General features: G+C 56.6%; 26 protein-coding genes. 8 read left to right on the top strand and 18 right to left on the bottom strand.

The features are described from left to right. Nucleotides 1-77: 77 nt before the first annotated feature. The 6 genes from trkA to dusB all read right to left on the bottom strand — a co-directional run bounded on the left by trkA (nucleotide 78) and on the right by dusB (nucleotide 8,876). On the bottom strand, nucleotides 78-1,454 hold the full coding sequence (gene trkA, locus QZ869_RS10485) for a Trk system potassium transporter TrkA (protein WP_296016408.1): 1,377 nt from the start codon (nucleotides 1,452-1,454) through the stop codon (nucleotides 78-80). Between the two features lie 46 nt (nucleotides 1,455-1,500). Then, nucleotides 1,501-2,865 (bottom strand): sigma-54 dependent transcriptional regulator, encoded by a 1,365-nt coding sequence (locus QZ869_RS10480; protein ID WP_296016409.1) that lies wholly within the window; start codon nucleotides 2,863-2,865, stop codon nucleotides 1,501-1,503. Beyond that, nucleotides 2,855-5,119 carry a PAS domain-containing sensor histidine kinase gene (locus tag QZ869_RS10475; RefSeq protein WP_296104410.1) on the bottom strand — a complete coding sequence of 755 codons (2,265 nt, stop codon included), beginning with the start codon at nucleotides 5,117-5,119 and terminating at the stop codon, nucleotides 2,855-2,857. Before QZ869_RS10475 ends, QZ869_RS10480 begins: the two co-directional genes overlap by 11 nt. A 147-nt stretch (nucleotides 5,120-5,266) precedes the next feature. Continuing rightward, nucleotides 5,267-6,718 (bottom strand): nitrogen regulation protein NR(I), encoded by a 1,452-nt coding sequence (gene ntrC / locus QZ869_RS10470; RefSeq protein ID WP_296016414.1) that lies wholly within the window; start codon nucleotides 6,716-6,718, stop codon nucleotides 5,267-5,269. Next, nucleotides 6,715-7,863: a nitrogen regulation protein NR(II) gene (locus tag QZ869_RS10465; RefSeq protein WP_296016415.1), complete on the bottom strand. Its 1,149-nt coding sequence runs from the start codon at nucleotides 7,861-7,863 to the stop codon at nucleotides 6,715-6,717. The genes ntrC and QZ869_RS10465 overlap by 4 nt, the downstream gene beginning before the upstream one ends. Continuing rightward, nucleotides 7,860-8,876, bottom strand: a complete 1,017-nt coding sequence (gene dusB, locus QZ869_RS10460; RefSeq protein ID WP_296104407.1) for a tRNA dihydrouridine synthase DusB — start codon at nucleotides 8,874-8,876, stop codon at nucleotides 7,860-7,862. The genes QZ869_RS10465 and dusB overlap by 4 nt, the downstream gene beginning before the upstream one ends. A gap of 255 nt (nucleotides 8,877-9,131) precedes the next feature. Between dusB and QZ869_RS10455 the strand changes: the two genes are divergently transcribed. Together QZ869_RS10455 and QZ869_RS10450 are read left to right on the top strand one after the other, a co-directional pair. Further along, complete coding sequence (locus QZ869_RS10455) at nucleotides 9,132-10,319, top strand: bifunctional 2-C-methyl-D-erythritol 4-phosphate cytidylyltransferase/2-C-methyl-D-erythritol 2,4-cyclodiphosphate synthase (protein WP_296104406.1); 1,188 nt, start codon at nucleotides 9,132-9,134, stop codon at nucleotides 10,317-10,319. Next, nucleotides 10,316-10,819 carry a CinA family protein gene (locus QZ869_RS10450; RefSeq protein ID WP_296104404.1) on the top strand — a complete coding sequence of 168 codons (504 nt, stop codon included), beginning with the start codon at nucleotides 10,316-10,318 and terminating at the stop codon, nucleotides 10,817-10,819. Before QZ869_RS10455 ends, QZ869_RS10450 begins: the two co-directional genes overlap by 4 nt. On the opposite strand, the gene QZ869_RS10445 is transcribed toward QZ869_RS10450, so the two are convergent. Genes QZ869_RS10445 through QZ869_RS10435 form a run of 3 tightly spaced genes read right to left on the bottom strand, consistent with a single transcriptional unit; the run spans nucleotide 10,807 to nucleotide 12,432 of the window. Beyond that, the gene (locus QZ869_RS10445) at nucleotides 10,807-11,256 is read right to left on the bottom strand and encodes a type II toxin-antitoxin system RatA family toxin (protein WP_296016426.1); all 450 of its coding nucleotides are present in this window, start codon (nucleotides 11,254-11,256) and stop codon (nucleotides 10,807-10,809) included. The two genes, QZ869_RS10450 and QZ869_RS10445, sit on opposite strands and share 13 nt — an antisense overlap. A gap of 9 nt (nucleotides 11,257-11,265) precedes the next feature. After that, nucleotides 11,266-11,838, bottom strand: a complete 573-nt coding sequence (locus QZ869_RS10440) for an AAA family ATPase (protein ID WP_296016428.1) — start codon at nucleotides 11,836-11,838, stop codon at nucleotides 11,266-11,268. Between the two features lie 9 nt (nucleotides 11,839-11,847). Next, nucleotides 11,848-12,432: an AAA family ATPase gene (locus tag QZ869_RS10435; protein WP_296104401.1), complete on the bottom strand. Its 585-nt coding sequence runs from the start codon at nucleotides 12,430-12,432 to the stop codon at nucleotides 11,848-11,850. A 188-nt stretch (nucleotides 12,433-12,620) separates the two neighbouring features. Between QZ869_RS10435 and QZ869_RS10430 the strand changes: the two genes are divergently transcribed. From QZ869_RS10430 to QZ869_RS10420, 3 genes are all read left to right on the top strand, one after another. Next, entirely contained in the window at nucleotides 12,621-12,803 is a 183-nt protein-coding gene (locus tag QZ869_RS10430; RefSeq protein ID WP_296016431.1) for a hypothetical protein, read from the top strand. 79 nt (nucleotides 12,804-12,882) lie between these two features. After that, nucleotides 12,883-13,614 (top strand): AraC family transcriptional regulator, encoded by a 732-nt coding sequence (locus QZ869_RS10425; RefSeq protein ID WP_296104398.1) that lies wholly within the window; start codon nucleotides 12,883-12,885, stop codon nucleotides 13,612-13,614. A gap of 73 nt (nucleotides 13,615-13,687) precedes the next feature. Next, on the top strand, nucleotides 13,688-14,620 hold the full coding sequence (locus QZ869_RS10420; protein ID WP_296081277.1) for a DMT family transporter: 933 nt from the start codon (nucleotides 13,688-13,690) through the stop codon (nucleotides 14,618-14,620). Nucleotides 14,621-14,652: 32 nt separating this feature from the next. Here the strand turns inward: QZ869_RS10420 and QZ869_RS10415 are convergent, their stop codons facing one another. After that, a complete protein-coding gene (locus tag QZ869_RS10415; protein ID WP_296081276.1) occupies nucleotides 14,653-16,380 on the bottom strand; it encodes an ABC transporter ATP-binding protein in 1,728 nt (575 codons plus the stop codon). 223 nt (nucleotides 16,381-16,603) lie between these two features. On the opposite strand from QZ869_RS10415, the gene QZ869_RS10410 reads away from it, so the two are divergent. Continuing rightward, nucleotides 16,604-17,809 (top strand): AI-2E family transporter, encoded by a 1,206-nt coding sequence (locus tag QZ869_RS10410; RefSeq protein ID WP_296077187.1) that lies wholly within the window; start codon nucleotides 16,604-16,606, stop codon nucleotides 17,807-17,809. On the opposite strand, the gene QZ869_RS10405 is transcribed toward QZ869_RS10410, so the two are convergent. Then, complete coding sequence (locus QZ869_RS10405; RefSeq protein ID WP_296036614.1) at nucleotides 17,806-18,261, bottom strand: GNAT family N-acetyltransferase; 456 nt, start codon at nucleotides 18,259-18,261, stop codon at nucleotides 17,806-17,808. The genes QZ869_RS10410 and QZ869_RS10405 overlap by 4 nt on opposite strands. Before the next feature lie 205 nt (nucleotides 18,262-18,466). Here QZ869_RS10405 and QZ869_RS10400 point away from each other — a divergent pair, with 205 nt between their 5' ends. Further along, nucleotides 18,467-18,865, top strand: a complete 399-nt coding sequence (locus QZ869_RS10400; RefSeq protein WP_296077195.1) for a hypothetical protein — start codon at nucleotides 18,467-18,469, stop codon at nucleotides 18,863-18,865. Nucleotides 18,866-18,931: 66 nt separating this feature from the next. Here the strand turns inward: QZ869_RS10400 and QZ869_RS10395 are convergent, their stop codons facing one another. The 3 genes from QZ869_RS10395 to QZ869_RS10385 all read right to left on the bottom strand — a co-directional run bounded on the left by QZ869_RS10395 (nucleotide 18,932) and on the right by QZ869_RS10385 (nucleotide 21,407). After that, nucleotides 18,932-20,068 carry a DUF2336 domain-containing protein gene (locus QZ869_RS10395; protein WP_296104395.1) on the bottom strand — a complete coding sequence of 379 codons (1,137 nt, stop codon included), beginning with the start codon at nucleotides 20,066-20,068 and terminating at the stop codon, nucleotides 18,932-18,934. 152 nt (nucleotides 20,069-20,220) lie between these two features. After that, on the bottom strand, nucleotides 20,221-20,826 hold the full coding sequence (locus tag QZ869_RS10390) for a flavin reductase family protein (protein ID WP_296104392.1): 606 nt from the start codon (nucleotides 20,824-20,826) through the stop codon (nucleotides 20,221-20,223). After that, nucleotides 20,826-21,407 (bottom strand): nitroreductase, encoded by a 582-nt coding sequence (locus QZ869_RS10385; protein WP_296100476.1) that lies wholly within the window; start codon nucleotides 21,405-21,407, stop codon nucleotides 20,826-20,828. Before QZ869_RS10385 ends, QZ869_RS10390 begins: the two co-directional genes overlap by 1 nt. Nucleotides 21,408-21,515: 108 nt before the next feature. On the opposite strand from QZ869_RS10385, the gene QZ869_RS10380 reads away from it, so the two are divergent. Further along, nucleotides 21,516-22,496 carry a hypothetical protein gene (locus QZ869_RS10380; RefSeq protein WP_296016454.1) on the top strand — a complete coding sequence of 327 codons (981 nt, stop codon included), beginning with the start codon at nucleotides 21,516-21,518 and terminating at the stop codon, nucleotides 22,494-22,496. 94 nt (nucleotides 22,497-22,590) lie between these two features. Here the strand turns inward: QZ869_RS10380 and thrS are convergent, their stop codons facing one another. The 4 genes from thrS to QZ869_RS10360 form a co-directional block, all read right to left on the bottom strand. Further along, a complete protein-coding gene (thrS, locus tag QZ869_RS10375) occupies nucleotides 22,591-24,594 on the bottom strand; it encodes a threonine--tRNA ligase (protein WP_296016456.1) in 2,004 nt (667 codons plus the stop codon). A gap of 108 nt (nucleotides 24,595-24,702) precedes the next feature. Beyond that, nucleotides 24,703-25,137, bottom strand: coding sequence for a DUF2267 domain-containing protein (locus tag QZ869_RS10370; protein ID WP_296016458.1), 435 nt, complete (start codon nucleotides 25,135-25,137; stop codon nucleotides 24,703-24,705). 9 nt (nucleotides 25,138-25,146) lie between these two features. Beyond that, the gene (yidD, locus tag QZ869_RS10365; protein ID WP_296104389.1) at nucleotides 25,147-25,509 is read right to left on the bottom strand and encodes a membrane protein insertion efficiency factor YidD; all 363 of its coding nucleotides are present in this window, start codon (nucleotides 25,507-25,509) and stop codon (nucleotides 25,147-25,149) included. Nucleotides 25,510-25,513: 4 nt separating this feature from the next. Further along, a complete protein-coding gene (locus QZ869_RS10360) occupies nucleotides 25,514-25,960 on the bottom strand; it encodes an iron-sulfur cluster assembly scaffold protein (protein WP_296104387.1) in 447 nt (148 codons plus the stop codon). Nucleotides 25,961-26,004: the final 44 nt, after the last annotated feature.

The raw sequence follows: 26,004 nt of genomic DNA, 5'->3' as shown, positions 1-26,004 counted from the left end.
CGCGATGTCTTCCGCAATGTCGAAAAACTTACTCTATTTTCTGATATGACGCAGATGCAGGGCGTTCTCCTACCGAGCTAGAAGTACTGCAGCGACACTCTAAATAGTTGTTCGACATCGCGCACGGAGTCTGCCGAGGCGAACAGGATGACCCGGTCCTTGGCCTTGATTTTCATATTCCCATCCGGCCGCAAAACCACCTTGTCGCGATAGACAGCACCTATTCGAATGCCCTCAGGAAGATCGATCTCACGCAAAGCCTGTCCAACAAGCGGAGAGGTTTCGAGTGCCTCGGCCTCGATGATTTCGCCATTGCCACGCTGCACCGCGTAGACAGAGCGAATGCGGCCCTTGCGAACATGCTGCAGGACCCGGGAAATCGTTACCGCTCGAGGATTGATATACGCATCCAGGGCCAGTGATTTTGCCGCATCATGAAAAGAGCTCGCGTTCAACAGCGCCAGGTTCGACTTGCAGCCCATCTGCTTGGCCATGACGGCGCCGAGAATATTGGTCTGGTCGTTGTTGGTCAGCGTCACGATCAGGTCGGCATCCTGGATATCGGCCTGATGAAGGATTTTCTGATCCAAGACTGAGCCGTGCAGAACGATCGTCGAGTTAAGATTTTCAGAGGCGGCAATGGCCTTGTCGCGATTGAACTCGATGATCTTGACGCGCGTCTTTGGCTGCAATTGCTCGATGGAGCGCGCTACGTATTGTCCGATATTGCCGCCGCCGGCGATGACGATCTTGTGCGCTTCCTGCTCTACGTGTCCGAAAAGACCAAGCGTGCGACGCGCATGTTGGCGTTGGCAGATGACATAGGCGAGATCGCCCGTGCGCAATTGCTCGGATGAATCGACCGACTTCAGGTGCCCGTTACGAAATACACCGACGACGGTTGCCACAAGGTCTGGAAAGAGCTGGCTCAACTGCTGCAATGGCGTATTGACGACGGGACAATCCTCCATGCATTCGATTGCCAGCATGGATACATTGTCATCGGCAAAACGCACCACGTCCGTCGCCCCTGGAAACGCGATCCGCCGCAGGACCATCTTGCCGACTTCAATTTCGGGCGAGATCGTCACATCGATGGACATGTTCTCGCGACTGAAGAGGTCGCCATATTCGGGTGCGAGATAACTCTGATCTCGAATACGAGCGATCTTTGTCGGGACACTGAAAAGTGCGTGCGCGACCTCGCACGCAACGATATTGATTTCGTCATAAAGCGTGACGGCAATGATCATATCGGCCTGATCAGCACCGGCCTTCGCCAGAACATCCGGATGGGAGCCGTGACCGACATAGCCACGAACGTCAAGCGTTTCGGTGATTGCTGAAATAAGTTCGGCAGAAGTGTCGATGACCGAGACTTCATTGTCTTCTCGGGACAGCTGCTCGGCAATGCCGTAACCCACCTGCCCCGCTCCGCAAATGATGACCCTCATGCGCCCTCTCCCGGACTATATAGAGAACGCGTAGAGCATGCGCTCATCACACGCCAAGCGATTTGAGTTTGCGATGCAGGGCGGACCGCTCCATGCCGACGAACTCCGCGGTGCGAGAGATGTTGCCACCGAAGCGGTTGATCTGCGCCACAAGATAGTCGCGCTCGAACATTTCACGGGCTTCTCTAAGGGGAAGCGTCATAATGTGCTGGTCGCCCTGTGCGGCGATCTTCGGCAGCATATCGCCGATATCGGATGGTAGCATGTCAGCAGTGATCGACGTGTCTCCGCCTTCCGGACGCGCAAGAATCATCAAGCGCTCGATATTGTTGCGGAGCTGGCGGATGTTGCCCGGCCAATCATGCGTTTGCAAAACAGCCATGGCGTCATCACCGATCTTGCGAGGGCGAATACCGGCCTGTTCGGAAATCTGGCGAATGAACATATCCACCAGAAACGGGATGTCCTCACGACGCTCGGACAGCGCTGGCACCTTGACCGGAACGACAGCCAGGCGATGATACAAATCTTCGCGGAATAGACCCTCGGCGATCAGATTTTCGAGATTGAGGGCGGTCGACGAGATGATGCGGACATCGACCTTGACACGCTTGCCACCGCCGACGCGTTCGAACTGCTGATCGACGAGAACGCGCAAAATCTTGTTCTGCGTCTCGCGCGGCATTTCGCCGATTTCATCAAGGTAAAGAACGCCGCGATGGGCTTCTTCCAACGCGCCGACCTTACGCGGCTGACCGGGCAAACCTTCGGTGCCAAAAAGCGCAATCTCCATGCGCTCCGGCGTGATGGTTGCTGCATTGAGAGCCACAAAGGGGCCCGTTGCGCGCGATGACTTCTTATGGATCATGCGCGCCACCAGCTCTTTGCCAGAGCCGGAAGGACCAAGGATCATTATGCGGCTATTGGTCGGCGCCACACGATCGATGGTCTGGCGCAATTGAGAAACAGCAAGCGATGCACCGATCAACTCGACAGCATCGCCGGTGCGCTTCTTCAGTTCCTGAACTTCACGCTTCAGCTTTGAGTTTTCGAGCGCACGCTCGGCGATCAGGATCAGGCGATCCGCTTTGAAGGGTTTCTCGATGAAGTCAAAGGCACCACGCTTGATGGCGTTGACCGCAGTTTCGATATTTCCGTGACCTGAAATCATAACCACGGGCAGATCGGGATGCCTGTTCTTGATTTCATCGAGGAGCGCCAGACCGTCCAGCTTGCTTCCCTGCATCCAGATGTCGAGGAAGATCAGACGTGGAACGCGCTCGGAAATCGCAGCCAGCGCGCTGTCGCTGTCATGCGCCATGCGTGTTTCATGCCCCTCATCCGACAGAATGCCCGCAACGATCTCACGGATGTCGGCCTCGTCGTCGACGACCAGAATATCAGATGCCATATGCCATTTCCTTGTCCGTTTGGCCGCCAACCGCGTCTACACGCGGCAACAGCACCCTGATCATGGCACCATGGCCGTGATCGAAATCGGCGGGCGCGTCGTGCAATTCGAGATGACCGCCGTGTTCTTCAATGATTTTCTTGACGATGGCGAGGCCCAGACCGGTGCCCTTATCCCGCATCGTCATATAAGGTTCGAGAATGCGGTGGCGGTTCTCGACAGGCAGGCCCCTGCCATTGTCGATGACGTCCACTACGAACCGGTTGTTCGCCTCGTCGAAATCCGCGCGGACCAGAATGCGGCCCTCGCGTCCTTCTGCGGCATCGATGGCTTCGATAGCCTCAGTCGCATTCTTGATGAGATTGCCGAATGCTTGTCCAAGCATGCGCGAATCGAACATGCCCTCCAGAGGGGCGTCGCCAAGCTGTGTCGCGAAGGTCACGTGGCTTGCGCCCATTTCTCTGAGAAAGGTTGCGTCCTTCAGCACGTCACGCAGATCGGAGCGCTCCTTTGTGGGCTTCGGCATGCGGGCGAAGGCGGAGAATTCATCCACCATGCGACCTATGTCACCGACCTGACGTACGATGGTGTCGGTACACTGGTCGAAAATTGCCCGATCACTGTCGTCGATCTGCTTGCCAAAGCGGCGCTTGATCCGCTCTGCCGAAAGCTGGATCGGCGTTAGCGGGTTCTTGATTTCGTGGGCAATGCGGCGTGCAACGTCCGACCATGCGGTAGAGCGTTGCGCGATAACGAGATCTGTAATGTCGTCCAGCGTGATCACATGGGATTCGCGTCCATCACGAGCGTCTTCCCGCGTGACCTGAACGCTGAGCGTTCGTTCCTTGCCGCGCCGCATGATGTTGATCTGCTGACGGAAATCGACCCGCCCGGATGCGGACGCCTCTGCCAGGACGTTTTCGATTTCGGGGGCGGCGACGGAAAGCGGTGAGCCGACGAGTTCGGAGGATGGCAGAGCCAGAAACTCTTCCGCGGACGGATTGACGATGGTGATGGTGCGGTTCTCGTCCACACCGATGACTGCCGCCGTCACACCAGACAGCACCGCCTCGATAAAGCGCCGGCGGTCGTCTATGTCGTCTTTCGCCTCGATGATTTCTTCCTGCTGGCTGCGAATTTCCGAAATCATCTTGTTGAAGGTGCGGGACAGGCGACCGACGTCGCCATCGATGGCACGGACCGGCACAAGCACATGCAGGTTGCCAGTCGCAACGCTGTCGGCTGCGCTGATGAGCAGACGGATAGGCCGAACGATACGGTCAGCCACCGCGATCGCCGTCCAGATCGCGGCGAGAAGTACGATCAGCGCGAAACCGAGATAGAGAATGGCGAAGGCGATCTGTAACGGCGCACGACCGGATTCCATTGCCTTGTACTCGGCACGGTTTTCCTCCATCAGCCGCATGGCCGACATGACCTTCGGATCGACGGCTCGGACGGTGTAGAGGAATGTCCCGTTGATGCCCTCGAGCTTGATGATTGCGCCTACCAGATTGGTAACACCGGGCGGAATGAGCGTCGGTTGGCCGGCAGCCGCCTTCTGGAGAGCATCGGACGGGATCGCGGGCAGAGGCCGTTCCGTCTTTATATCGGCCTGGACGACCGCGTCACCATCGGCCTGCACCAGGAACGCTCCAAGCATGCCGCGTCCTTTCGCCTGGCGCGTCATCAGATCGACGAACCCCGTCCGGTCGAGATAGAAAAGTGCGCGATTACGATCGAGATCGGTCGCCATCGAGAGGGTTTGCCCCTGAAGATAACCGGCATTTTCCAGCATATAGGCCTGAGCGATGTTGCTGGAGGAATCGATGATTGCCTGCGTGCGCAACGCAAACCAGCGGTCTAGACCGACATTAAGCGTCAGACTGGCGAAGATCGCAACCAAAACGGCGGGCGTGATGGCGACTATGGAAAATAGCACCACGATGCGAACGTGCAGGCGGGCAGCAGCTCTACCCTTGCGGCGTGCCTTCAAGAGGCGGCTGATTTCGCGGCCGATAAGATACATCAGCCCGATGACGAAAATCGAATTAATGACGACGGACGCGATCACCACGTTGGAGGTAGGCGCAATCGGCGTCAGGCCCAGCAGCACGATCAGTGTCACAATGGCACAGATCAACGCTACGCCTGCGAGAACGAGACCGGGCAGCGCGAACGACATCCGGCGGTCGGCTATCACCATCCCCGCCGCTTGCTCGTCGGCTCTTCCTTCGGCGACAGGTTTACGCATCGATCATCATTCCTAAGCCGCCGTGATTGGCAGCAACGCCACAGACCGCATCATTCTTCGCCATTTGCGAATCTATGATGTCGCAGTGTTTTTCAAGCAACAGTTTGTGGCGAAAATGCAACGACGGTGAGTGTATTGTCAATACGCTCAGGTAGTACGGGAGCTGCGATACACGGAAACGCCGAGTTCACGGATTTTTTTCCTCAACGTATTGCGGTTGAGGCCAAGCAAATCCGCGGCCTTGATCTGGTTGCCGCGCGTTGCGGTCAGGGCTGCCAGGATCAACGGGTACTCCATTTCGTGTAGGACGCGGTCGTAAAGACCGGGCGGCGGCAGATTCTCGCCGAAGCTGGAGAAATACTCCCGCATATTCTCCTCCACGGCCTGAGAGATCGTCAGATTGCCGTTGCGGACAGTCGTCCTGTCGATCGGGCTGTCTGGAACATCCGACTGCAGTTCCTGCTCGATGATTTCCCGGGTAATGACTTCCTGCGGGTAAAGCGCCATCAGACGACGGATCAGGTTCTCAAGCTCACGGACGTTGCCTGGCCATGCATAGGCCTTCATCAGTTCCAGCGCCTCACCCTCGAAGCGTTTGCCCTCAAGACCTTCCTTCTCGCCGGTCTGAATGAAATGACGAACAAGATCGGGAATATCCTCTGCGCGGTCACGAAGAGGCGGCAGGCGTAGCGGCACGACATTCAACCGGTAATACAGATCCTCACGGAAGAGACCCTGATTGATCGACTGTTTCAGATCCTTATTGGTGGCTGCCACGATACGCACATCTGTGCGAATTGGTGTGCGTCCACCAACGGTGGTGTACTCGCCCTGTTGAAGCACGCGCAGCAGACGGGTCTGTGCGTCCATCGGCATATCGCCGATTTCATCGAGAAACAGCGTGCCGCCCTCGGCCTGCTCGAACCGACCGGTCGAGCGGTTCTGCGCGCCAGTAAAGGCGCCCTTCTCGTGGCCGAACAGTTCCGATTCAATCAGATCGCGCGGGATGGCCGCCATGTTGATGGCGACGAAGGGGCCGTTGCGGCGCTTGCCGTAATCGTGCAGCGCACGCGCCACCAGTTCCTTGCCGGTACCCGACTCGCCGGTGATCATCAGCGTCAGGTCCGTCTGCATCAGGCGGGCCAGGACGCGATAAATTTCCTGCATTGCAGCAGAGCGTCCGACGAGAGGCATGCCATCCTGCATATCGTCATCGAGTTTGGCAGGCTTGCGCTTCGGTTCGGAGAGGGCCCTGCCGATGATGGCGATCAATTCTGTCAGGTCGAACGGCTTCGGCAGGTAATCATACGCGCCCTTTTCAGACGCCTTGATGGCGGTCATGAAGGTGTTCTGCGCACTCATGACCAACACGGGAAGCTCAGGCCGCGCTTTCTTGATGCGTGGCAGAAGATCGAAGGCGTTCTCGTCGGGCATCACCACATCCGTAATGACAAGATCGCCCTCGCCCGCCGAAACCCAGCGCCACAGTGTCGCGGCATTGGAGGTTATGCGCACATCGTAACCGGCGCGGCTCAGCGCCTGGTTCAGAACGGTGCGGATAGCCGCATCATCATCGGCCACGAGAATCGTTGCTGTCATGGATTGGATCCTGTCGTGTTCGGTATAATGCTGTCGTCCGGCGCGACCTCGGGAGAGACGGGCATCAGGACGCGGAATGTCGTGCGATGATTTTGGCTGTCGCACTCGATGATGCCGCCATGAGCGCCGATCAACTTTGCCACCAGAGCCAGGCCCAGGCCGGAACCGTTGGTCTTGGTGGTGATGAAGGGGTCGAAGAGATGCGGCAGAAGATCGGACGGTACGCCCGGACCATTGTCATGCACACAGAATTCGAGCGGCAGAGAAATGCGCTCTCGGCTGCCTGCGACGGACAGGCGAATGCCGGGACGATAGGCTGTCGTAAGAATAATTTCGCCGTCCTGCTGGTTGCCCACCGCCTCGGCCGCATTTTTCACGAGATTGAGGAAGACCTGCACCAGCTGATCGCGGTTTGCATAGACCGGAGGAAGCGAAGGGTCATAATTCTCGGTGATCTTGATGTTGCGCGCAAAGCCCGCCTTGGCAACGGCTTTAACATGATCGAGCACCGAATGGATATTGACCGGAACACGATCCACCGGCCGCTCGTCCGAGAAAATTTCCATGCGGTCAACCAGCGAGACAATACGATCGGTTTCGTCGCAGATCAAACGGGTTAGAGCTCTGTCTTCGTCCGGAACGGAGGTTTCGAGTAGTTGCGCAGCACCTCTGATCCCGGAGAGCGGGTTCTTGATTTCGTGGGCGAGCATTGATGCAAGACCAGTAACGGAGCGTGCGGCAGCACGATGCGTCAGTTGGCGGTCTATCTTGTCGGCCATAGACCTTTCCTGGAACACCACGACGACCGAGCCCGGCTCGCTGACGACGGGCGCGACGTAAAGATCCACAAGCTTGTCCTGGCCTAAGCGCGGCGACGACAGATCGACGCGATATTCATTCACAGGAGCACGCCTTTCGCGAACCTGATCGATCAATGCCAGAAGTGGACTGCCGAACGGGATAAGGGTGGAGATGCGATAGCGAGCCAGGTGAGCTGCACTTGCCCCGAAAAACGCCTCGGCCTCCCAGTTGGCGAAGGCGACAAATCCTTCGGCATTCACCAGAATGACTGGGTTTTGAACGGCGTTCAGAACCGCCATGGCCAGGAGATTGGTGCCTGGCTCATATGAGTTTCCACCACTCATGCGGCCTTCCTTGCGGCATCGTCGTCGGCGCCGCGCCGAAGTGCGCCGCCGAGCACGGCGATGACCTCGCGCGTGTTTTTCGATGTCATCATAAGCACCTTTTCCTCTGGCGTGGTTGAGGGGGCGAAACGGTCGAGATACCAGCCGAGATGCTTGCGTGCATGACGACGACCGGCTTCGAGTCCGTAAAATTCCAGCATCATCTCGTAGTGCTCTATCGCGATATCGACGATATCCTGCCGTGACGGTGGCTCATTGCCGGCCAGAACGGCGGGCAGCCAGGGCTGGCCTTGCGCCCCCCGTCCCACCATCACCGCATCAGCGCCCGAACGCAGCAAGATCTCGGTCACGTCGCTTTCAGTCTCGACATCGCCATTGGCTATCAGTGGTACGGAAATTGCGTCACGGACAGCGCGAATGGCATCCCAGTCCGCTTTGCCCTCGTAAAACTGCATGCGGGTACGACCGTGGATGGTGATCAGCTTTACGCCTGCGGCTTCCGCGCGCGCTGCAATGTCAGGCGCGTTCAAGGAATTTTCATCCCAGCCCAGACGCATCTTGACTGTGACCGGCACATCGACTGCGTCGACCGTCGCTTCAATAAGCGTCAGCGCGTGGTCCGGATCGCGCATCAACGCAGAGCCGGAATAGCCGCCGGTAACCTTTTTTGCGGGACAGCCCATATTGATGTCGATGATATCGGCGCCGTTGTCGGCAGCAATTTTTGCGGCCTCCGCCATCCAGTGCGCTTCCCGCCCGGCGAGCTGAACCATATGTGGCGTCATGCCGGCATTTCTCAGGCGCGCCCAGGACTCGCCCTTGTTTGCAACCAGCTCTCGGCTGGCGACCATTTCGGTCACGACCAAACCCGCACCAAACCGCCAGGCAAGTTGACGAAAAGGAAGATCCGTCACGCCAGACATGGGCGCAAGCACTGCCCGATTTCGGACAGAGACATGACCAATCTTGAATGAGCCTGACAGCGCCGGGAGATGCACTTGGCGATCTTTCATGCAGTTATAAATTTTGCATTATTTTTAGACAGCGTTTCATCGATTGCCAAGCGCCGTCGCACATTTTTTGCATGTTTTTTAGTGGCTTTAGGCACAGATTACGCCTGCTTTTGTGAGCCGGCTCGCCAACAGAGACATTTCGTCCCATTAGATCGACATATCTTGGCTGGCCATTCGGCTTTTGAAACGTTAGATCACCCATGTCAATCTGCAACGCTTTGCAGAAGCGGCATAGGTGAAATGCGGAAATCCAAGATGAAAATCGGTGTCGTCATTGTCGCAGCGGGCCGTGGTGAACGTGCGGGCTCGCCGGAAGAAGGTCCGAAACAATACCGGCCAATCGGCGGCAAGCCGGTTATCGAACATACGCTGAAGACATTCCTCGACTGGCCACGGTCCGCCACCATTGTTGTTGTCATTCATCAGGATGATGCCGCCCTTTTCGCGCCGGTGGCGGTTCGTCTGGCGGCCTCCGATAGGATCAGTGTCGTCACCGGTGGGGCAACACGACAGCAATCCGTTCTGGCAGGCCTCGAGGCGCTGAAAGAAGCAGACCTCGCGCATGTGATGATCCATGATGCGGTCCGGCCCTTCATCAACGACGCACTTCTGGATCGCATCGCAGAGCGTCTCGACAGCGGTTCAGACGCCGTTCTTCCTGCGATGGCTGTGACTGACACCTTGAAGCGTGGAGATGATGGCCTGGTGCAGGAAACCGTCTCCCGTCAAGGGCTTTATGCAGCACAGACGCCGCAGGCCTTCCAGTATTCAACCATACTCACAGCGCATCGCGCGGCTCTGTCATCCGGGCGAAATGATTTTACCGACGACGCTTCGATTGCAGAGTGGTCCGGTCTGCAGGTGAGCCTCGTCGAGGGTAGCGTCGACAATGTAAAACTGACTATGAAGCGAGATATTGCCATGGCTGATGAAAAACTCTCTGCTGCACTTCCGGACGTGCGCACTGGCAATGGTTACGATGTTCATCAGTTGGAGGACGGCGATGGTGTCACTCTTTGTGGCATCTTCATTCCTCATGACCAAAAGCTGAAAGGTCATTCCGATGCGGATGTCGCTCTTCACGCTTTGACGGATGCACTTCTTGCCACTTGCGGTGCTGGCGATATCGGCGATCATTTCCCACCCTCCGATCCTCAATGGAAGGGTGCCGCCTCGCGCATTTTTCTTGAACATGCGGCAAAGGTCGTGCGCGGTAATGGTGGCACGATCATGAATGCGGATGTATCGTTGATTGCAGAAGCACCGCGCATAGGTCCGCATCGCCAAGCCATGCGCGAGAACCTGGCAGACATTCTCGATCTCTCGCTCGACCGGTGTTCTGTCAAAGCAACCACCAACGAGACGATCGGCTTCGTCGGACGACGTGAAGGCATCGCTGCCATCGCGACGGCGACTGTGGTGTATCAGAAGAGACCTCTATGAGTATTTTCTCTAACGATATCGAGGAGAAGGCTCGCCAGATCATTGCAGCATATTCTGCGAATGGCCGCATGGTATCGACCGCTGAAAGCTGCACTGGAGGATTGATCGTGGGAGCACTGACCGAAATTTCCGGCTCTTCCGCCGTCGTCGACCGCGGTTTTATCACCTACACCAATGAAGCCAAAATGGAGATGCTCGGCGTAGCGCGAGATACCCTTAAAGCTTATGGCGCCGTGTCCAGAGAGACCGCTCTGCAGATGGCCCATGGCGCGCTATTTCGGTCGCGCGCGCATGTCTCTGTCGCTGCCACAGGGATAGCTGGACCCGGTGGCGGCTCAGCGGAAAAGCCGGTTGGGCTGGTGCATCTTGCCGCGAAGAGCCGCAATGGTGAGTTGATCCACCGCGAAATGCGCTACGGCGATCTTAGTCGCGACGAAGTGCGCCTTGCCACCGTCCACACCGCGCTGGACATGGTTCTGGAACTGTCTCACTCGGCGTAGATCCGGTCGGCGCGCGCTTCGAAGGCCTCGGCGAACATACGGAATGCGCGGTCGAACATTGAGCCCATCAATGCGCCAAGAAGGCGGCTCTTGAACTCGTAATCGATGAAGAAATACACCGAGCATCCGCCATTATCGGTCGGCTCGAAGCGCCAGCGGTTGTCGAGATACCGAAACGGTCCGTCGAGATACTTGACGTCGATGGCGCGTTCTTCCGGTTTGAGTAGAACCTGTGTTGTGAACGTTTCGCGAATGGCCTTATAGCCCACCGTCATATCCGCCACCAGCAAGGTCTTTCCGTCGCGCTCCTTCTTGGAGCGCACCGTCAACCCATCACAAAGGGGTAGAAATTCTGGATATTTCTCCACATCGGCGACGAGATCATACATCCGGTCGGGAGAATGTTTAACGAGGCGGCGTGTTTCAAATTGCGGCATGTGCCGGAATTAAGGTGCAGTCCTCGTAAGATCAAGGAGGCGGCGCGCTTCGCCTCGCGATTTTACCTGAAATATTGGCACTTGAGGACCGTAGAGGTCGAAATTGCGTTCGAAGATCGGCGCGTGGCGTTTTTCGAATGTCCAGATGTAGGTCAGGAACTCAAGGTTCGGCAATGGTTCTGGACAACCTTCCGCCATATCCGACCGCACTCGTCCATAGTTGCGCATGACGCGCCGGGCGACGCCTGCGAGGCAGATCATACGTGGCAGACGCATCCAGATCACGATGTCCGTTCTCGGCAAGCGGACATCGAAAGTCGAGGGATTGCTCCCGTCCAGCACCCAGCGGTCGCGTGCGACTATATGGGTTATGATGCGATATTGCTCAGATTGATCGCGTTGCCTCCAATTCGGCAGCCAGCGGACATCGCGATCGATCGAGAAATACTCGCCCCCAAGAATCCGGACCACTGCCCGCGACAGAGTGGTCTTTCCTGCACCCGACGACCCGACAACCAGCACGCGGGATGCGCGTCGCAACAAGCTCGCCGCACTGACGACATCATTGATATAGTTTGGCACCTTTGCCCCCTAACCCTCCTGCGTCATGCCGATTTCCAAGTCCAGATCACTCAAGAAGCGATTTGTCTCCCGGTAGCTCTTCAGAACAATAACCGGTAAATCTCTGCGCGCAGCTTCAAGGTGGCGAACGATTTCTGGCGATTCGGCCCTTTCGAAGTTCCAGATGTAGGACAGAAACTTTGCATCAATTTTCTCCGGACAGCCTTCGGCCATTTCCGGGCGTACCTTGCCGCGGTAACGGAGCCAGCGCTTCACAACGCTGGTCAGAGATACCAGACGGGGGAAGCGCAACCATATCACGGCGTCCGCTCGCGGAAGACGAAGAGGCAAGGTGCCGGGGCTGTTGCCATCGATGATCCAACGATCTCCAGCGACGAATGCAGACATGCGCTCGGCAATTTTCGGCCTTGGTCTCAGCTTCCAGCCAGAGAGCCAGAAAATATCACGATCGCACGAGATATGTGGCAGTCCAAGGTGACCAGAGAGGTGGCGGCTCAGCGTGCTCTTGCCGTTGCCGGAGCACCCCATGACGAGAAGACGGCGGGAGGCTTTGATGATTTGGGCGGCCTCTCTTGTGTCGTTGACGATGATCATCCTCATCACCCCTGCATAGCTGTTCTTAGAAAATCGCTATTGCAACCCTACTGGGCGGATTGCTATTAAATTAGAACATTGTTTGCAGCCATGAGATGCAACCGAGCCAAACTTCCAATTTGGCGCGGTTTCGTGTCTGGCGCGTTTTCCAACCACAAACGGACCTATCGGTCCAGCCGAGAGACACGATGGACGACTTCTCCAACATCATCAACCTTCTCGAATCCGCAAAGCAACTCGCTTCGATGAACAGCATGCCTGTACTGGCTTACCTTATCGATGTGGCGAAATGCGAGGCGCGGGAAAACAAACCGGTTCTGCGCAAGCGCAAACGCGGCGAATCGACGGTCAAGCAGGAAGCCGGAGCCTGAGCACCTGTTTCTGTCGTCGAAGCATCGTGTTAGAAAGTGGCCTCGAGGCCACTTTCGTGTTTGAGGGGGGAGGAAGTCCATGCAAGCCGCATCCGTCGATCTTCGCTCCTATTCGAAAGAATGGCCTGAGGAGCGCCACGCCTTCGTACAGATAGTCGTGCCACTATCTGGCTCGATGGACATCGATGTCGGCGGTCTGCAGCAGCGGCTTTCGCCTTCCAGGGCTGTACTGATCAATGGCAACGTCAAACACAGCATCGTCACTTCTGACAATAACAGATCGCTTATCGTCGATCTGAACGAATGTTACGTCCCGGAAGCGACGCTTGCAAAGTTCAGCAACAAGCCATTCATCGATCTGACGAGCCGTTCAGCATCAGTGGCGCGCCATATGCGGCGATCTATTCATGATGGAGAATATGATCGCTCCGCAACGAGGCTGTGGGCCGAACTTCTGGTCGGCAGCTTTACCGATGAGCGGATGGACGTTGGCGCTCGCCTGCTGACGCTGAAAGCGCTGATCGAGATCGACCCTTTCCAAAACTGGACGGTCGAACAGATGGCGTCACAGGTAGAACTGAGTGCCAGCCGTCTCCATGCGCTGTTTCTCGAATACTTCGAGGCAACGCCGCATGCACTGCTTTCGCAGTCGCGCATGAAAAAGATCTGTGCCCTTCTCTCCAGCTCCAGCCTGCCGATTGCAGAGATAGCAGCGCGAGCGGGGTTTTCCGACCAGACCGCGCTGACCAGAGCCATGAAAAAATTGCTCGGCACCACACCTGCCGCCTATCGGCGCACCATGAATTCCTGACGTTCAGGAGTTTATGTCAAGACAGTCTCCAGCGCCCATGGCACACCGCTCGCCATCAATGCGAGGGCATGGCATGAACAAGACAGGCTTGGGGCTATTTTACGGAATGCTTGCGGGAGCGCTATGGGGTGGGATTTTTCTTGCACCGAAGCTCATCCCGGTAGGTTTCACACCGCTACAACTCTCGACTGCGCGCTATCTCACCTATGGCATAATTGCGCTTGGGCTGATCGCGCCGAGGATCAAACGCGTCTCCGCGCAGTTCGGTCGAGCAGAATGGACCGCCCTGCTTTGGCTCAGTCTCGTCGGTAACCTGCTCTACTACGTTTTCATCTCCACCGCTGTTCAACTGAGTGGAGTCGCCTTCACATCGATCATTATCGGCTTTCTGCCTGTGGCGGTCACCATCATCGGCAGTATGGATCACGGCGCAGTCTCGCTGAAGCGCCTTTGGCCATCGCTCTTGCTGGGTGCAGTCGGTATCATCGGGATCTCCTGGCAGTCGCTGATGCATGACGGCACTGCGCTCGATGCCCGCAAAATCATTGGGTTGTTAGCAGCCATCGGCGCACTGGCATCCTGGACGGCTTTTGCGGTCGGCAACGCGCGATGGCTCGTCCGTCTCCATGCCGTCAGCGCTGATGAGTGGAATTTGATGACGGGCGTCGTCACCGGAGGGCTCGCGCTCGTTCTCGCCATACCGGCCTTCGCTTTCGGTGGTATTGCCCATCCTGGATCTGACTGGGCACAATTCACGATGGTCGCGGTCGGCCTCGGCATTTCGGCCTCCATCTTCGGCAACGCGCTGTGGAACCGCATGAGCCGACTTCTGCCACTGACCATGGTGGGACAGATGATTTTGTTCGAGACCTTGTTCGCTCTTCTCTACGGCTTCCTATGGGAAAACCGCGGGCCGACGACGATGGAGAGCATCGCAATCGTCTCCGTCGTGCTGAGCGTTTTGCTTTGCATGAGGGCCCATAGATCGCAAAAAGTTTCCGAGTGAGGACGATCGTCCTGCATTGATCGTTCAGCAGACTATGCGATCAGACCGGCGCCGAACTGAGCCTCATAGAGACGGCTGTAAGGCCCCCTGGCCGCAAGAAGCTCCTGGTGATTGCCGCTTTCAGCGATTCCGCTCGTATCCACCACAACGATACGCGACGCATCTCGTATCGTTGCAAGACGATGGGCAATAATCAGCGTCGTGCGTCCTTCCGCCAGTTCTCCGAGCGACTGCTGTATCGCACGTTCTGTTTCAGTATCGAGTGCGGACGTCGCTTCATCCAGAATGAGAATAGGCGGGTTCTTCAGGAACATGCGGGCAATCGCAAGCCTTTGTTTTTGTCCACCCGAGAGCTTGACGCCGCGCTCACCAATCACCGTATCCATCCCGTCGGGCATGGCGTCGATCACTTGATCCAGATGCGCCCGCTGCGCAGCTGCCCAGATTTCCTCGTCGCTGGAACCGAGACGCCCATATTCTATATTCTCGCGAACGGTGCCGCCGAACATGAACACATCTTGCTGGACGATACCGATCTGGCTCCGCAAGGAAGCAAGCGTCATCTTGCGGATATCGATGCCATCGATGGTGATTGCGCCTGCCGTCACCTCATAGAAGCGCGGTAAAAGCGAGCACAAGGTCGTCTTGCCCGCACCCGATGGGCCGACGAAGGCAACCGTTTCCCCGGCACGGATCGTCAGATCAATATGGGACAGAACCTGCTTGCCGTCGGCGTAGCCGAAGCTGACGTCATTATAGACGATATCACCCCGAAGAGACGGAGCCTCAATCGCGTCCGGCGCATCTGCAATGTCCGGCTCGGTATCGATAAGCTCGGTGAAGCGGCGGAAGCCGGCAATACCTTTGGGATAGGTTTCTATGACGGAGTTGATCTTCTCGATCGGGCGAAAGAAGACATTGACCAAAAGAAGGAAGCTGACGAAGCCGCCATTGGTCAGATCGCCCTGCAACACCAGCCAGGCGCCGCAGATCATGATGACCATCTGTGTCAGGCGCATGCTCATATAGCTCAGCGAAGTGCTGGCCGTCATGATCTTGTAGGCATCCAGCTTGGTACGGCGGTAGCGCTGATTGTCCTTCTCAAAAAGCGCGCGCTCATGGTTCTCATTGGCGAAGGCCTGGACCACGCGCATCCCCCCGACATTTTCTTCAATGCGGGCGTTGAAGGCGCCGACACGACTGTAAAGCGCGCGAAAATTGTTCGTCATGCGTGTGCCATAACGGCTCGTCACCCATGCCGTCAGAGGCACGATGACGGCCGTGATCAACGCCAGAGGTACATTGACGGAAAGCATGAGCAGAAAGGCGCCGATAAAGGTCATGACCGCAATGAAGAGATCTTCCGGTCCGTGATGCGCAACCTCGCCGATTTCTTCCAGGTCTTTCGTCAGGCGCCCGACGAGATGACCGGTCTTCTGGTTATCGAAAAAGCGGAACGAAAGCTTCTGCAGGTGATCGAAGGCTGCACGGCGCATGTCGGTTTCGATATTGATGCCAAGCATATGTCCCCAATAGGTGACAGTCGCCATGAGGCCAGTATTGAAGACGTAGACGAGCAGCAGGCCGCACGATGCTGCAAGGATCACCGGCCAGTTCGAAGCAGGCAGCAAGACATCGACAAAAAGCTTCACCGCCATGGGAAAGCCGAGTTCGAGAAGACCTGAGAAAACGGCACAGGAAAAATCGAGAATGAAAAGCCCTCGATAGGGGCGATAGTAGGCGAAGAATCGACGCAGCATAATGGGTAGGTCCAGAACGAAGCAGTAAACCTCTACGGTTGTAAATGCGCTCGTTCATTCTCACATTCATGTCAGAAGTCCAAGCATGCTGCTCAAATTTTACCAAATTCGTTCAATATGTTTTGCGACGATATAAAAGCATAATAACGGGGGAATAGATTGCACCCCACATCTTACCTGTGACAGTGTGACCTGCTGCACTGGGAATGCGAAAGAGACTAGAGTGAACAAAGCCGACAATCATCATACGGATGGAGAAACACGATGGCTGGGTGCTGCCACTCCCACTCGTAATGCGCTGGTACCGTCCATTTCTGCGGCGCGATGGCTCCTGCTTCTGACTGTCGCAGCAGGCATCTACTTTTTCTACGGCTTTTTGGTTCCCGTGCTTGCCGCACTCGTCATTGGCTTTGCGAGCTGGCCGATCTATCGACGATTGCTCAACAGAGTGGGAGGCAACACCACTGTCGGCGCGACGATCGCCATTTTGCTGATCATCGCCTTTCTGATCGTACCGATTGTCATCGCCGCTTCTTATACGGCGGGTGAAATACGCGAATGGTTCGGCTGGGCGGTGGAGGTCAATAAGACAGGCGCTCCGGTGCCTGAATGGATCGCGGCACTTCCAGGCGTCGGCCCATGGTTCAGTGAACAATGGACCCGTTACGTCGGCACGCCTGGCGCCATCGGAGAGGTCATCCAGCTCGTCAGCGGCGCCAATATTGGCAATATCTATCGTGCCATCGTCGCGGCAGGCAACGGCGCCTTTCACCTCGTCCTCACCCTCCTCTTCATGCTGATCGCGCTTTTCTTCGTCTATCGCAACGGGGAAGGATTTGCCCGCCAAGTCGATCTCGTTGGGGAACGAATCCTGCCCAATCGCTGGGAGCGCATTTCACGCGTGGTTCCTGCAACGATCAGCTCGACCGTGACGGGCATGACCCTGATCGCCATCGGCGAAGGTATCATCCTTGGTATTGCCTACTGGATTGCGGGCGTCCCCTCGCCGGTAACTCTTGGCGTCCTAACGGGCGTTATGGCGTTGATCCCCGGCGGCGCGCCGCTGTCGTTCACTCTGGTGTCCATCTATCTGCTGGCGAGCGGCTCTCCTGCGGCAGGTATTGGGCTCTTCATCTGGGGCTCGGTGGAGCTCTTTATCGTCGACAAGACTATCCGCCCCCGGCTTGTGGGCGGTCCGATCAAGCTTCCGTTCCTGCCGACCTTTTTCGGCCTTGTCGGCGGTGTCAAGACCATGGGCTTTCTCGGCCTGTTCATCGGTCCTGTGCTGATGGCGCTGCTGGTGGCTGTATGGCGCGAGTGGGTCCGCGAAGCAGAAATTTCGGCAAGCGAGCCAGTGGTCGTTCATGATGTCTATGAGGAGGAGCTGGAAGAACCGGCTCCCCTGCGCAAGTCGGTCAGCTCGGTTTAAAACCTCAGCTCCATGAACATGCTGAGCGGATCAGGCTTGTAAGGCGGGAATGGTTCTATCTCCATGAACCCGGCCTTGCGATAGAGGCTAATTGCCTCCGGTTGACTGATACCTGTTTCGAGCCGGATTGCCTCAAGCTCCAACTCACGGGCCCTCTCGACCAGAGCGTTCATCATCAGCTTACCGATGCGAAGTCCGCGCGCCTCAGGATCGACGAACATCCGCTTGATCTCTGCCGTGCCGTTTCCTGCCTCCACGAGCGCGCAGCAGCCGACAATCTCGCCGTCATTTCGCGCCACTAGAAAGGATACGTTAGGCTGTTCGAGAGCCTCGAGATCCACAAGATGATTGCTCTCCGCCGGGTAAAGCGACGCCATATAGGCATTCGACAGATCCATAAGGCGGGCGATTTCAGGCTGGCGCGGCGATTCCAGATTAATGTCTACAGGCATGCTATTTCCGTTATGGCTTGAGCATCGGCCTGAAAGTCGCAATCGATTTTCAGAAAAGCCCATGCGTAGATTTAAAAATGTAAGGCGGCCTTTGTGCGTCCGGGTTGGACTCACAGCGCGCTAGGTTATGGTCATCACAATAAGACTGCAATCTTCGTGAATGACGCGCTGAATAGAACAGCTCTTTGCGCAGGAGAAAACCAAAATGCGAACCGCCATGGTCTTGATGACAATTCTTGGCTGCGACGATACGGCGTCGGATTGCCGCTACATTGCAACGCCGCAACAGCGATGGACGAGCATCGAGCTTTGCGATGCGGATTCGGAGAAGCAACTCGGGCAGTTTACGAATGTAGCGTATCCGGTTGTCGTTGCTGTTTGCCAGATGCCGGACGCTCCCGTCCAGCAGGCAACCACCGGACAGGACGCCCCGCAGGCGGCCGAACCCAGTGATGCGCAGGAAGAAGAGAACCTCGCCCAACGTGCCATTGGGCGCGTCAAGAAGATCCTTCCTTCGACAGAGGGCGTAAAGGAAGTTTTGGGCAAACCGGTACGGATGGTCGAGGACAGCTATTCTTGGATCGCCAGACGGCTTTCCAGATAGATGGAGTGCTTGGGGCGGATCTCTACCAAACACTGCCGAACACTCCCCCGACCGATCGGCTAACGATCAAGCGGCCTCGGCAATCATGTCCTGCGCAAAGGATCTTGCTCTCTGGCGCTGATCGACGATTTGCAGCTTTTCGACCATACCCAGCATTTCACTGAGCACCGTATCGCTTTCGGATTGCGAAAATTTCTCAAGCAGTCGTGTGGCGACCTGCTGGACCGCACCGCCGTAAGGCATTTCGGCAGCCTGTCTCCACAGATGCGTCGCCTCGATGAAAACATCGAGAGTTCTGCCAGACAGGCCGCTCGACTGGAACAGCGCCCTGACCGCGTGGTGCCTTCCGGTTGCGAGGATCGAGCGAACGCGGCGCTCCTCGAGCCCAGACAGGTTGGAGATGGCCCCGGCAAAGAAATCGAGCTTTCCGGTGCAGAGAAGTTGAAGAAGAAAAGCAGGCGTCAGCTGGCTTTGCTGGCGCAAGTGCTCTACCAGCGATCCAATATCCTGACCGCGAGCATCGCCGGCAATCAGCGTCATTGCTGCGTCCGTGGCATCTCGGATGATTTGTCGAGCTCGTGCGACGCTGATGACATGGGTGATGATGCCAGCCGATACCAAAGCCTCCCCCACCTGAAGAACAAGAGCATGGCGAACATCCGCTGGCAGATCGTCTCGCTCAAGCAGAAGATTACGGATCTGTTCGTCTTCCTTGAAACGGTCACAGACACGCCGGATGGAAAATGCCGTCATCTGTGCCGATCCGCTCTCGAGCATGATGGCAACTTCGCACGCACCGCCGATTTCAGAAAGCGCTGCGCACGCTCCGGGGGAAAGATCAGCGCGGGCGGCGACCATGGATCTTGTCACGGAGGAGCCTCTGCCGATCAGATCGACGAGATCGGTCTCGCTTAGAACAGGCGAATGGAGAATCACCATACACGCGACCTCCGCCTGATCTTCGGCCAGAGCGATTACGATAGGACGTGGCGCATTTTCAAACGATGAGAGAGCTTCTGCCAACGCCTGACGCACTTTGGGCGACGGATCATCCAGAAGATAGGACATTGCCATATAGGCGCCTGCCCGCTTCTCAGTTGGCATGGTGCCAGTGACATAGGCCGCGCCCAGAGCCTTCGCAGCCTTTGCTCTGTCTCCAGCGCGCGCTTTATCCGTCCAGCTGAGAAATGCCTCTACAACCACCCCTGCACCCCAAGAAATGTTTTCTACGACCCTTTGGATTTCAAGGCGACTCGTTAGCGAACCGCCTTTTGACTTCCATGGGTAAAACCTAGGGAGAAAAGGTTTACGATTGGTTCACCATGTTCTTTAACCATGATGAAGTCTGGGATTTTTCAGGCCGCGGGTCGAGCAAGTTGGAACACGTCGGAGCCCCCGTCGGCATAATCCATATAGCCCATTCGGGCTACAGGGCGCGCAAGCGACATATCGATGCGTCCTTCCTGGATGATCGCCTCATCGATATGAATGCCCATCACCTGGCCGAAGACCACCCAGGAATTGACCGGCTGACCTTCGACGTCATTTGGCTGCACGATCTGGGTGACACGGCACTCAAGCGCCGCCAGAGCTTCTGCGACAAAGGGGGCATCCACAACCTCTCCCATGCGGGCGGTGAGGCCGGCCAACTCGAATTCGTTGGTCGTATAATCAACGGGGGCCGATGATGCATTCATCCTGTCAACGAGATGGCGACTGACGAGGCTAGCCGTAAAAACGCCGGTTTCTCGGACATTGCGTAAACTGTCCTTCTGGCCGCTCGACGAGAACACCACCAGTTTCGGCGTGTCCGAAATGGCGTTGAAGAACGAATAGGGCGATAGATTCAGCGTACCGTCGCTTCCTTTCGAGCCAATCCAGCCGATCGGGCGCGGCGCGACGATGGCTTTGAAAGGATCATGTGCCATCCCGTGCTGGTTTACGTCCGTCGTATAGAACATCAAGCTTCCCCGACCCAGGTGACCACATCGCTCAGGTCCGGGCGCGGTCGTTCGACAGGAGGGAATGTCGTCGATCCGACATAGATCAACCCGGCAACTTTCTCCCCCTCACCTACGCCCATTTCGGGAAGAAAATCGGGATCATACGAAACCCATTCGGTCAGCCAGTTGGCGGCGTATCCATGCGCGTTTACCGCCATGAGCAGGTTGAGGCAGACGGCACCCGCCGACATGATCTGCTCCCATTCGGGAATTTTCACATGTGGCCCAGCCTTACTGACGACCGCGATTACAACCGGCGCTCTGGTAAAACGTGTTCTTTCAACGGATTGGAAATCCACACTCAGTTCAGGGTTTTTCTTGAGTGCCAAAGCAAGGGCCGCCTCGCCCAGCCTTTCCCGCTCGTCACCGCGAATAACAACGAATCGCCAGGGTGCAATCTTGCCGTGATCTGGAACACGGACAGTCAGACGAAGAATCTCTTCGAGTTCCTCGCGGCTTGGCCCTGGCTCGGTCAATTGCGGCGCCGGCGTCGAGCGCCTTACGTTCAGATAGTCGATGAGCTTGATGTCAGTTTTCATGGTCGCACCGTTCCATTCGCATGCAATCTAAAGACAGGCCTTGAAATAGCCTTGCGGTTCGGATTGAAGTGGTCCCACAAAAACAAGAAGTCAATCCGGTCGAGAGAAATGACGTTCACCAAAATTGGAGCAGGTCTGTGCATCGCGCTGGCAGCGGCCGCTGCGCTTCCTGGCGTTGCTATCTCTCAAGATGCCTTCAAGGAGTTCAAGCAACTCGGCGGCACGCCAAAGATGCCAAAGCTGAATGCATTCTCCGTTCCTTCCCCTTCGGAACCGGAGGCGGTGAAATCGCGTGACATCTTTTTGGAAGCAAAGCTGACCCAGCAGGGCGAGCCGATGATGGAGGGACTTGCCTGGCGCGTGTTCAGCCCTATTCCGGGACCCGATGGCAAATTGCCTATGCTTGCAAGCTCGGACGGCGGCTCAGCCGAATTTCACCTTGAGCCCGGTGATTACTTCGTCAATGTCGCCTTCGGTCGCGCTGGCGTGACCAAGAAGCTCAGCGTTCCGGAGAACGGCAAGATCGACAAGCAGGTTCTTATTCTCGATGCTGGTGGCTTCGTATTGAATGCTGTTGCGGGCAACGACAAGAACATTTCCGCCAATCAGCTGAAGTTTTCCATCTACGCGTCCGAAGCCTCCGAGAACGGAGAGCGGAAGCTGGTGATGACGGATGTGAAGCCAAACACGATTGTTCGCCTCAATGCAGGCACCTACCACGTCGTTTCCGAATATGGCTCGGTGAATGCGGTGGTGCGCGCCGACATTCAGGTTGAGGCCGGCAAGCTGACCGAAGCGACGTTGCAACATCATGCGGCCCAGATAACGCTCAAGCTCGTCTCGGAGCATGGCGGCGAAGCCATTGCCGATACGGCCTGGTCCGTCCTGACGGGTGCCGGAGACGTGGTCAATGAAAGCGTCAGCGCCTTTTCCACCATGGTTCTCGCCGACGGCGAATACACTGCAATCGCCCGCAATAAGGACAAGGTCTACCAGCGCAATTTTTCGGTGAAGGCCGGTCAGGATTCCGACGTAGAAGTGCTGATGAAGGATCAGACGACGGAAGATGCGACAGGCGATTTCGAGTAGCGTCCAAGAGGAAGCGCCCGCATCGATCGATGATCGAACACCCCCGCGAGACTATATATGAAAACGGCGCCCTGAGGCGCCGTTTTCAGTTTCTTTATATCGCTCTGGTCTTTGCCGCACGCTTGCGCTTGACGTCAGGCGGTGTTGCCTCATCCATCAGATTGGCGATCGCATCCTCAAGCGAAAACGACGTCTGAGCCTGTGAACCCAAACGACGAATATTGACTGTACGCTCTTCGGCTTCCTTCTTGCCGCAAACGACAATGACAGGAACCTTGGTGACCGAATGTTCGCGGATCTTGTAGTTGATCTTCTCGTTGCGGAAATCCGTTTCGACCGAAAGGCCCGCTTCGCGCAAGGCTTCAGCGACTTCGCGACCGTAATCGTCGGCGTCAGACGTAATGGTGGCGACAACCACCTGGAGCGGTGCGAACCACAGCGGCATGTGACCAGCAAAGTTCTCGATCAGGATGCCGAGGAAACGCTCCATCGAGCCACAGATGGCACGATGGATCATCACCGGCTGGCGCTTTTCGGACGCCTGATCGATATAGAAGGCACCGAAACGTTCCGGCAGGTTGAAGTCGACCTGGGTCGTGCCACACTGCCATTCGCGGCCGATAGCGTCCTTCAACGTATATTCGAATTTCGGACCGTAGAACGCGCCCTCGCCCGGAAGAATGCCGGTCTTGATGCGCCCGCCGGATTGCTCCTCGATGGTCTTCAAAACGTCCGTCATCACGCTTTCGGCGCGATCCCAAAGATCATCGGAACCAACGCGTTTTTCAGGACGGGTTGAGAGCTTGACGACGATCTCCTCAAAACCGAAATCCTGATAGACCGAGAGAATCAGATCGTTGATGCGCAAGCACTCAGCCGCCATCTGCTCTTCGGTGCAAAAGACGTGGGCGTCGTCCTGGGTAAAGCCGCGAACGCGCATCAGGCCGTGAAGGGCACCCGATGCCTCGTAGCGGTGTACAGTACCGAATTCCGCAAGACGGACAGGTAGTTCTCTATAAGACTTCAACCCATGCTTGAAGATCTGGACGTGGCCAGGGCAGTTCATCGGCTTAAGAGCAAAGACGCGGTTGTCCGCTTCCTTGTCATCGGGATGGGTAAACGCGTAGGCGGATTTCACCGCGAACATGTTTTCCTGGTACCAGCCCCAGTGACCGGAGGTTTCCCACAGCGAGGCGTCCAGCACCTGCGGTGCGTTCACTTCCTGATAGGTTCCCTCAAGGTTACGGCGCATGTAGCTGGTCAGTGTCTGGAACATGCGCCAGCCCTTGCCATGCCAGAACACCACGCCTGGACCTTCTTCCTGGAAATGGAACAGATCCATTTCACGTCCTAGGCGGCGATGGTCGCGTTTTTCGGCTTCCGCCAGAATATGTAGATACTGGTCCAACTGTTCCTGTGTTGCCCAGGCGGTGCCGTAAATGCGCGTCAGCATCGGATTGTTGCTGTCACCACGCCAATAGGCACCCGCGACCTTCATCAGCTTGAAGGCCGTACCGATCTGACCGGTGTTGGCCATATGCGGACCACGGCAAAGGTCGAACCAGTCACCCTGATAATAGATCTTGAGATCCTGACCCTCGGGGATCGCATCGACAAGCTCGACCTTGTAGTTTTCTCCCTTTGCGGCAAAGACTTCCTTTGCCTTCTCGCGCGACCAGATCTCGCGAGTGAAGGGCTTCGACCGGCCTATGATCTCTTTCATCTTCTTTTCGATCTTGGGCAGATCGTCCGGCGTGAAAGGCTCGTTCTTGGCGAAGTCGTAATAGAAACCGTTTTCGATGACGGGGCCGATCGTTACTTGGGTACCGGGCCACAATTCCTGCACGGCTTCCGCCATGACGTGAGCGGCATCGTGACGAATGAGTTCAAGCGCCCGCTTGTCGTCGCGGGTGACAATCTCGATTGCGCCATCGGCAATCGTATCGGACAGGTCGCGCAATTCACCGTCCAGCGCAATGGCGATGGCTTTCTTTGCGAGCGACTTGGAAATGGATTCGGCGACGTCACGTCCGGTTGTACCCGCGGGGTACTGACGAACGGAGCCATCCGGAAATGTAAGGGAAACGGCGTCTGACACTTTAATTCTCCTGTCCAGTCCCGCCAACGAATGCGGGTGGGATATTGGTCAGCCGAAACGACTGACAATGCAGCGCGTGGATACTGAAATTTGCCTATTCAGTAAAGTCTATTCGATTTCGGTCGAAAAACCCCAGAAAGACAGTGCATCAGAAGAAACGGATTTGAGAAAGCTCTTCAACTTCTCCTCGCCCATGTGAAGACGCAACGCTTGCGTAACATCTTGAATAGCCGTGTCTGGCGAAAGATTATGGTCTCGCCTGAAGAACATGACCTCCTCTTGCAGTCTGAGCCTCGTATCGAAAGGAACGGCTGGCTCGCCCATCGTCCAGTCAGCGACGAAAAGTGCCCGCAGGCCCGGCTTTAGCAACCCAGCAAACGCCAAACTCTGATCCGGCGTCAGACGTCGCCGGAACACACGAAGCACCGCCTCAAGCGTCGTGAAGGCACGATGCGTCGTGCTGAGCATGGCTCTGTCGCGAACATCGACAAGCGCAGCTTCAAAATCTCGGGATGCACTAATGTATTCCTGTGGTACCGTCATGAACCAGCATCAACCTTCGTGTTTTCCGACAGTCCAGAGCCTCCAAAGCTGCCAAAAACGGACAGATCGAAGGCTATCTGGCACAGCATTGTATCCCGTCGTTCCACCCGGTCCACACCGTGCGACGCGAAACAAGCTCAGCCACCCTCCAGACCATAATCCGTGGCGGGCGATCGCTTCATATCCATATTCGGAACATGTCGGAAGGTGACGGCAGGAGTTTCCGATGAAGCCGGAGAGCGTCAGTTGATAGAGCCGGATGAATCCCATGCCAAACAGCCTGCCGGGCGTCTTCGCAAATGGTCCATTCCAATTCCGAGAGCGGTTTGGAGATTTGCGCGGTTTATCGTGACAACCCGGTTGTCCACACATCAGATCAACTCGCTTCGGACAGAGACTTTTCAGCCTCCAGCTGGTCCAGGCAGTCGCAAATCGCCTCGAAGGTGAGTATCGTCGAGGCGTGGCGAGCCTTATAATCTTTGACGGGCTTCAGCACTCTCATATCTTCGAAGCGACCCGATGGCCCCTCGCCGCCCGCAGTCAGCATGTCGATCATGTCCTGGCGCGCCTTGCGGATTTCACCGCTGGTTGCACCGATCACATGATGCGCCATGATCGAAGATGATGCCTGCCCCAAGGCACACGCGCGCACCTCGTGAGAAAAGGCCGAAACAATATCGCCGTCCATCTTCAGATAGACCTTAACTTTGGACCCGCACAATTTGGATTGTTTCTGTGCTTGCACCTGCGCATCCGGCATCGCTCCGGTGAGCGGAATATTGCCGGCAAAGTCAAGGATGCGGTTGTTGTAAATGTCATCCATTATCGAAGATCCAAGTGAATGCCCCGGAATGATGGGACCGATGC

This window comes from uncultured Agrobacterium sp., assembly GCF_913777885.1.
In the GTDB taxonomy this organism is placed as follows: domain Bacteria; phylum Pseudomonadota; class Alphaproteobacteria; order Rhizobiales; family Rhizobiaceae; genus Agrobacterium.
Note: the sequence above shows the minus strand (reverse complement) of the source record. Positions and strands in the feature narration are given on the sequence as shown.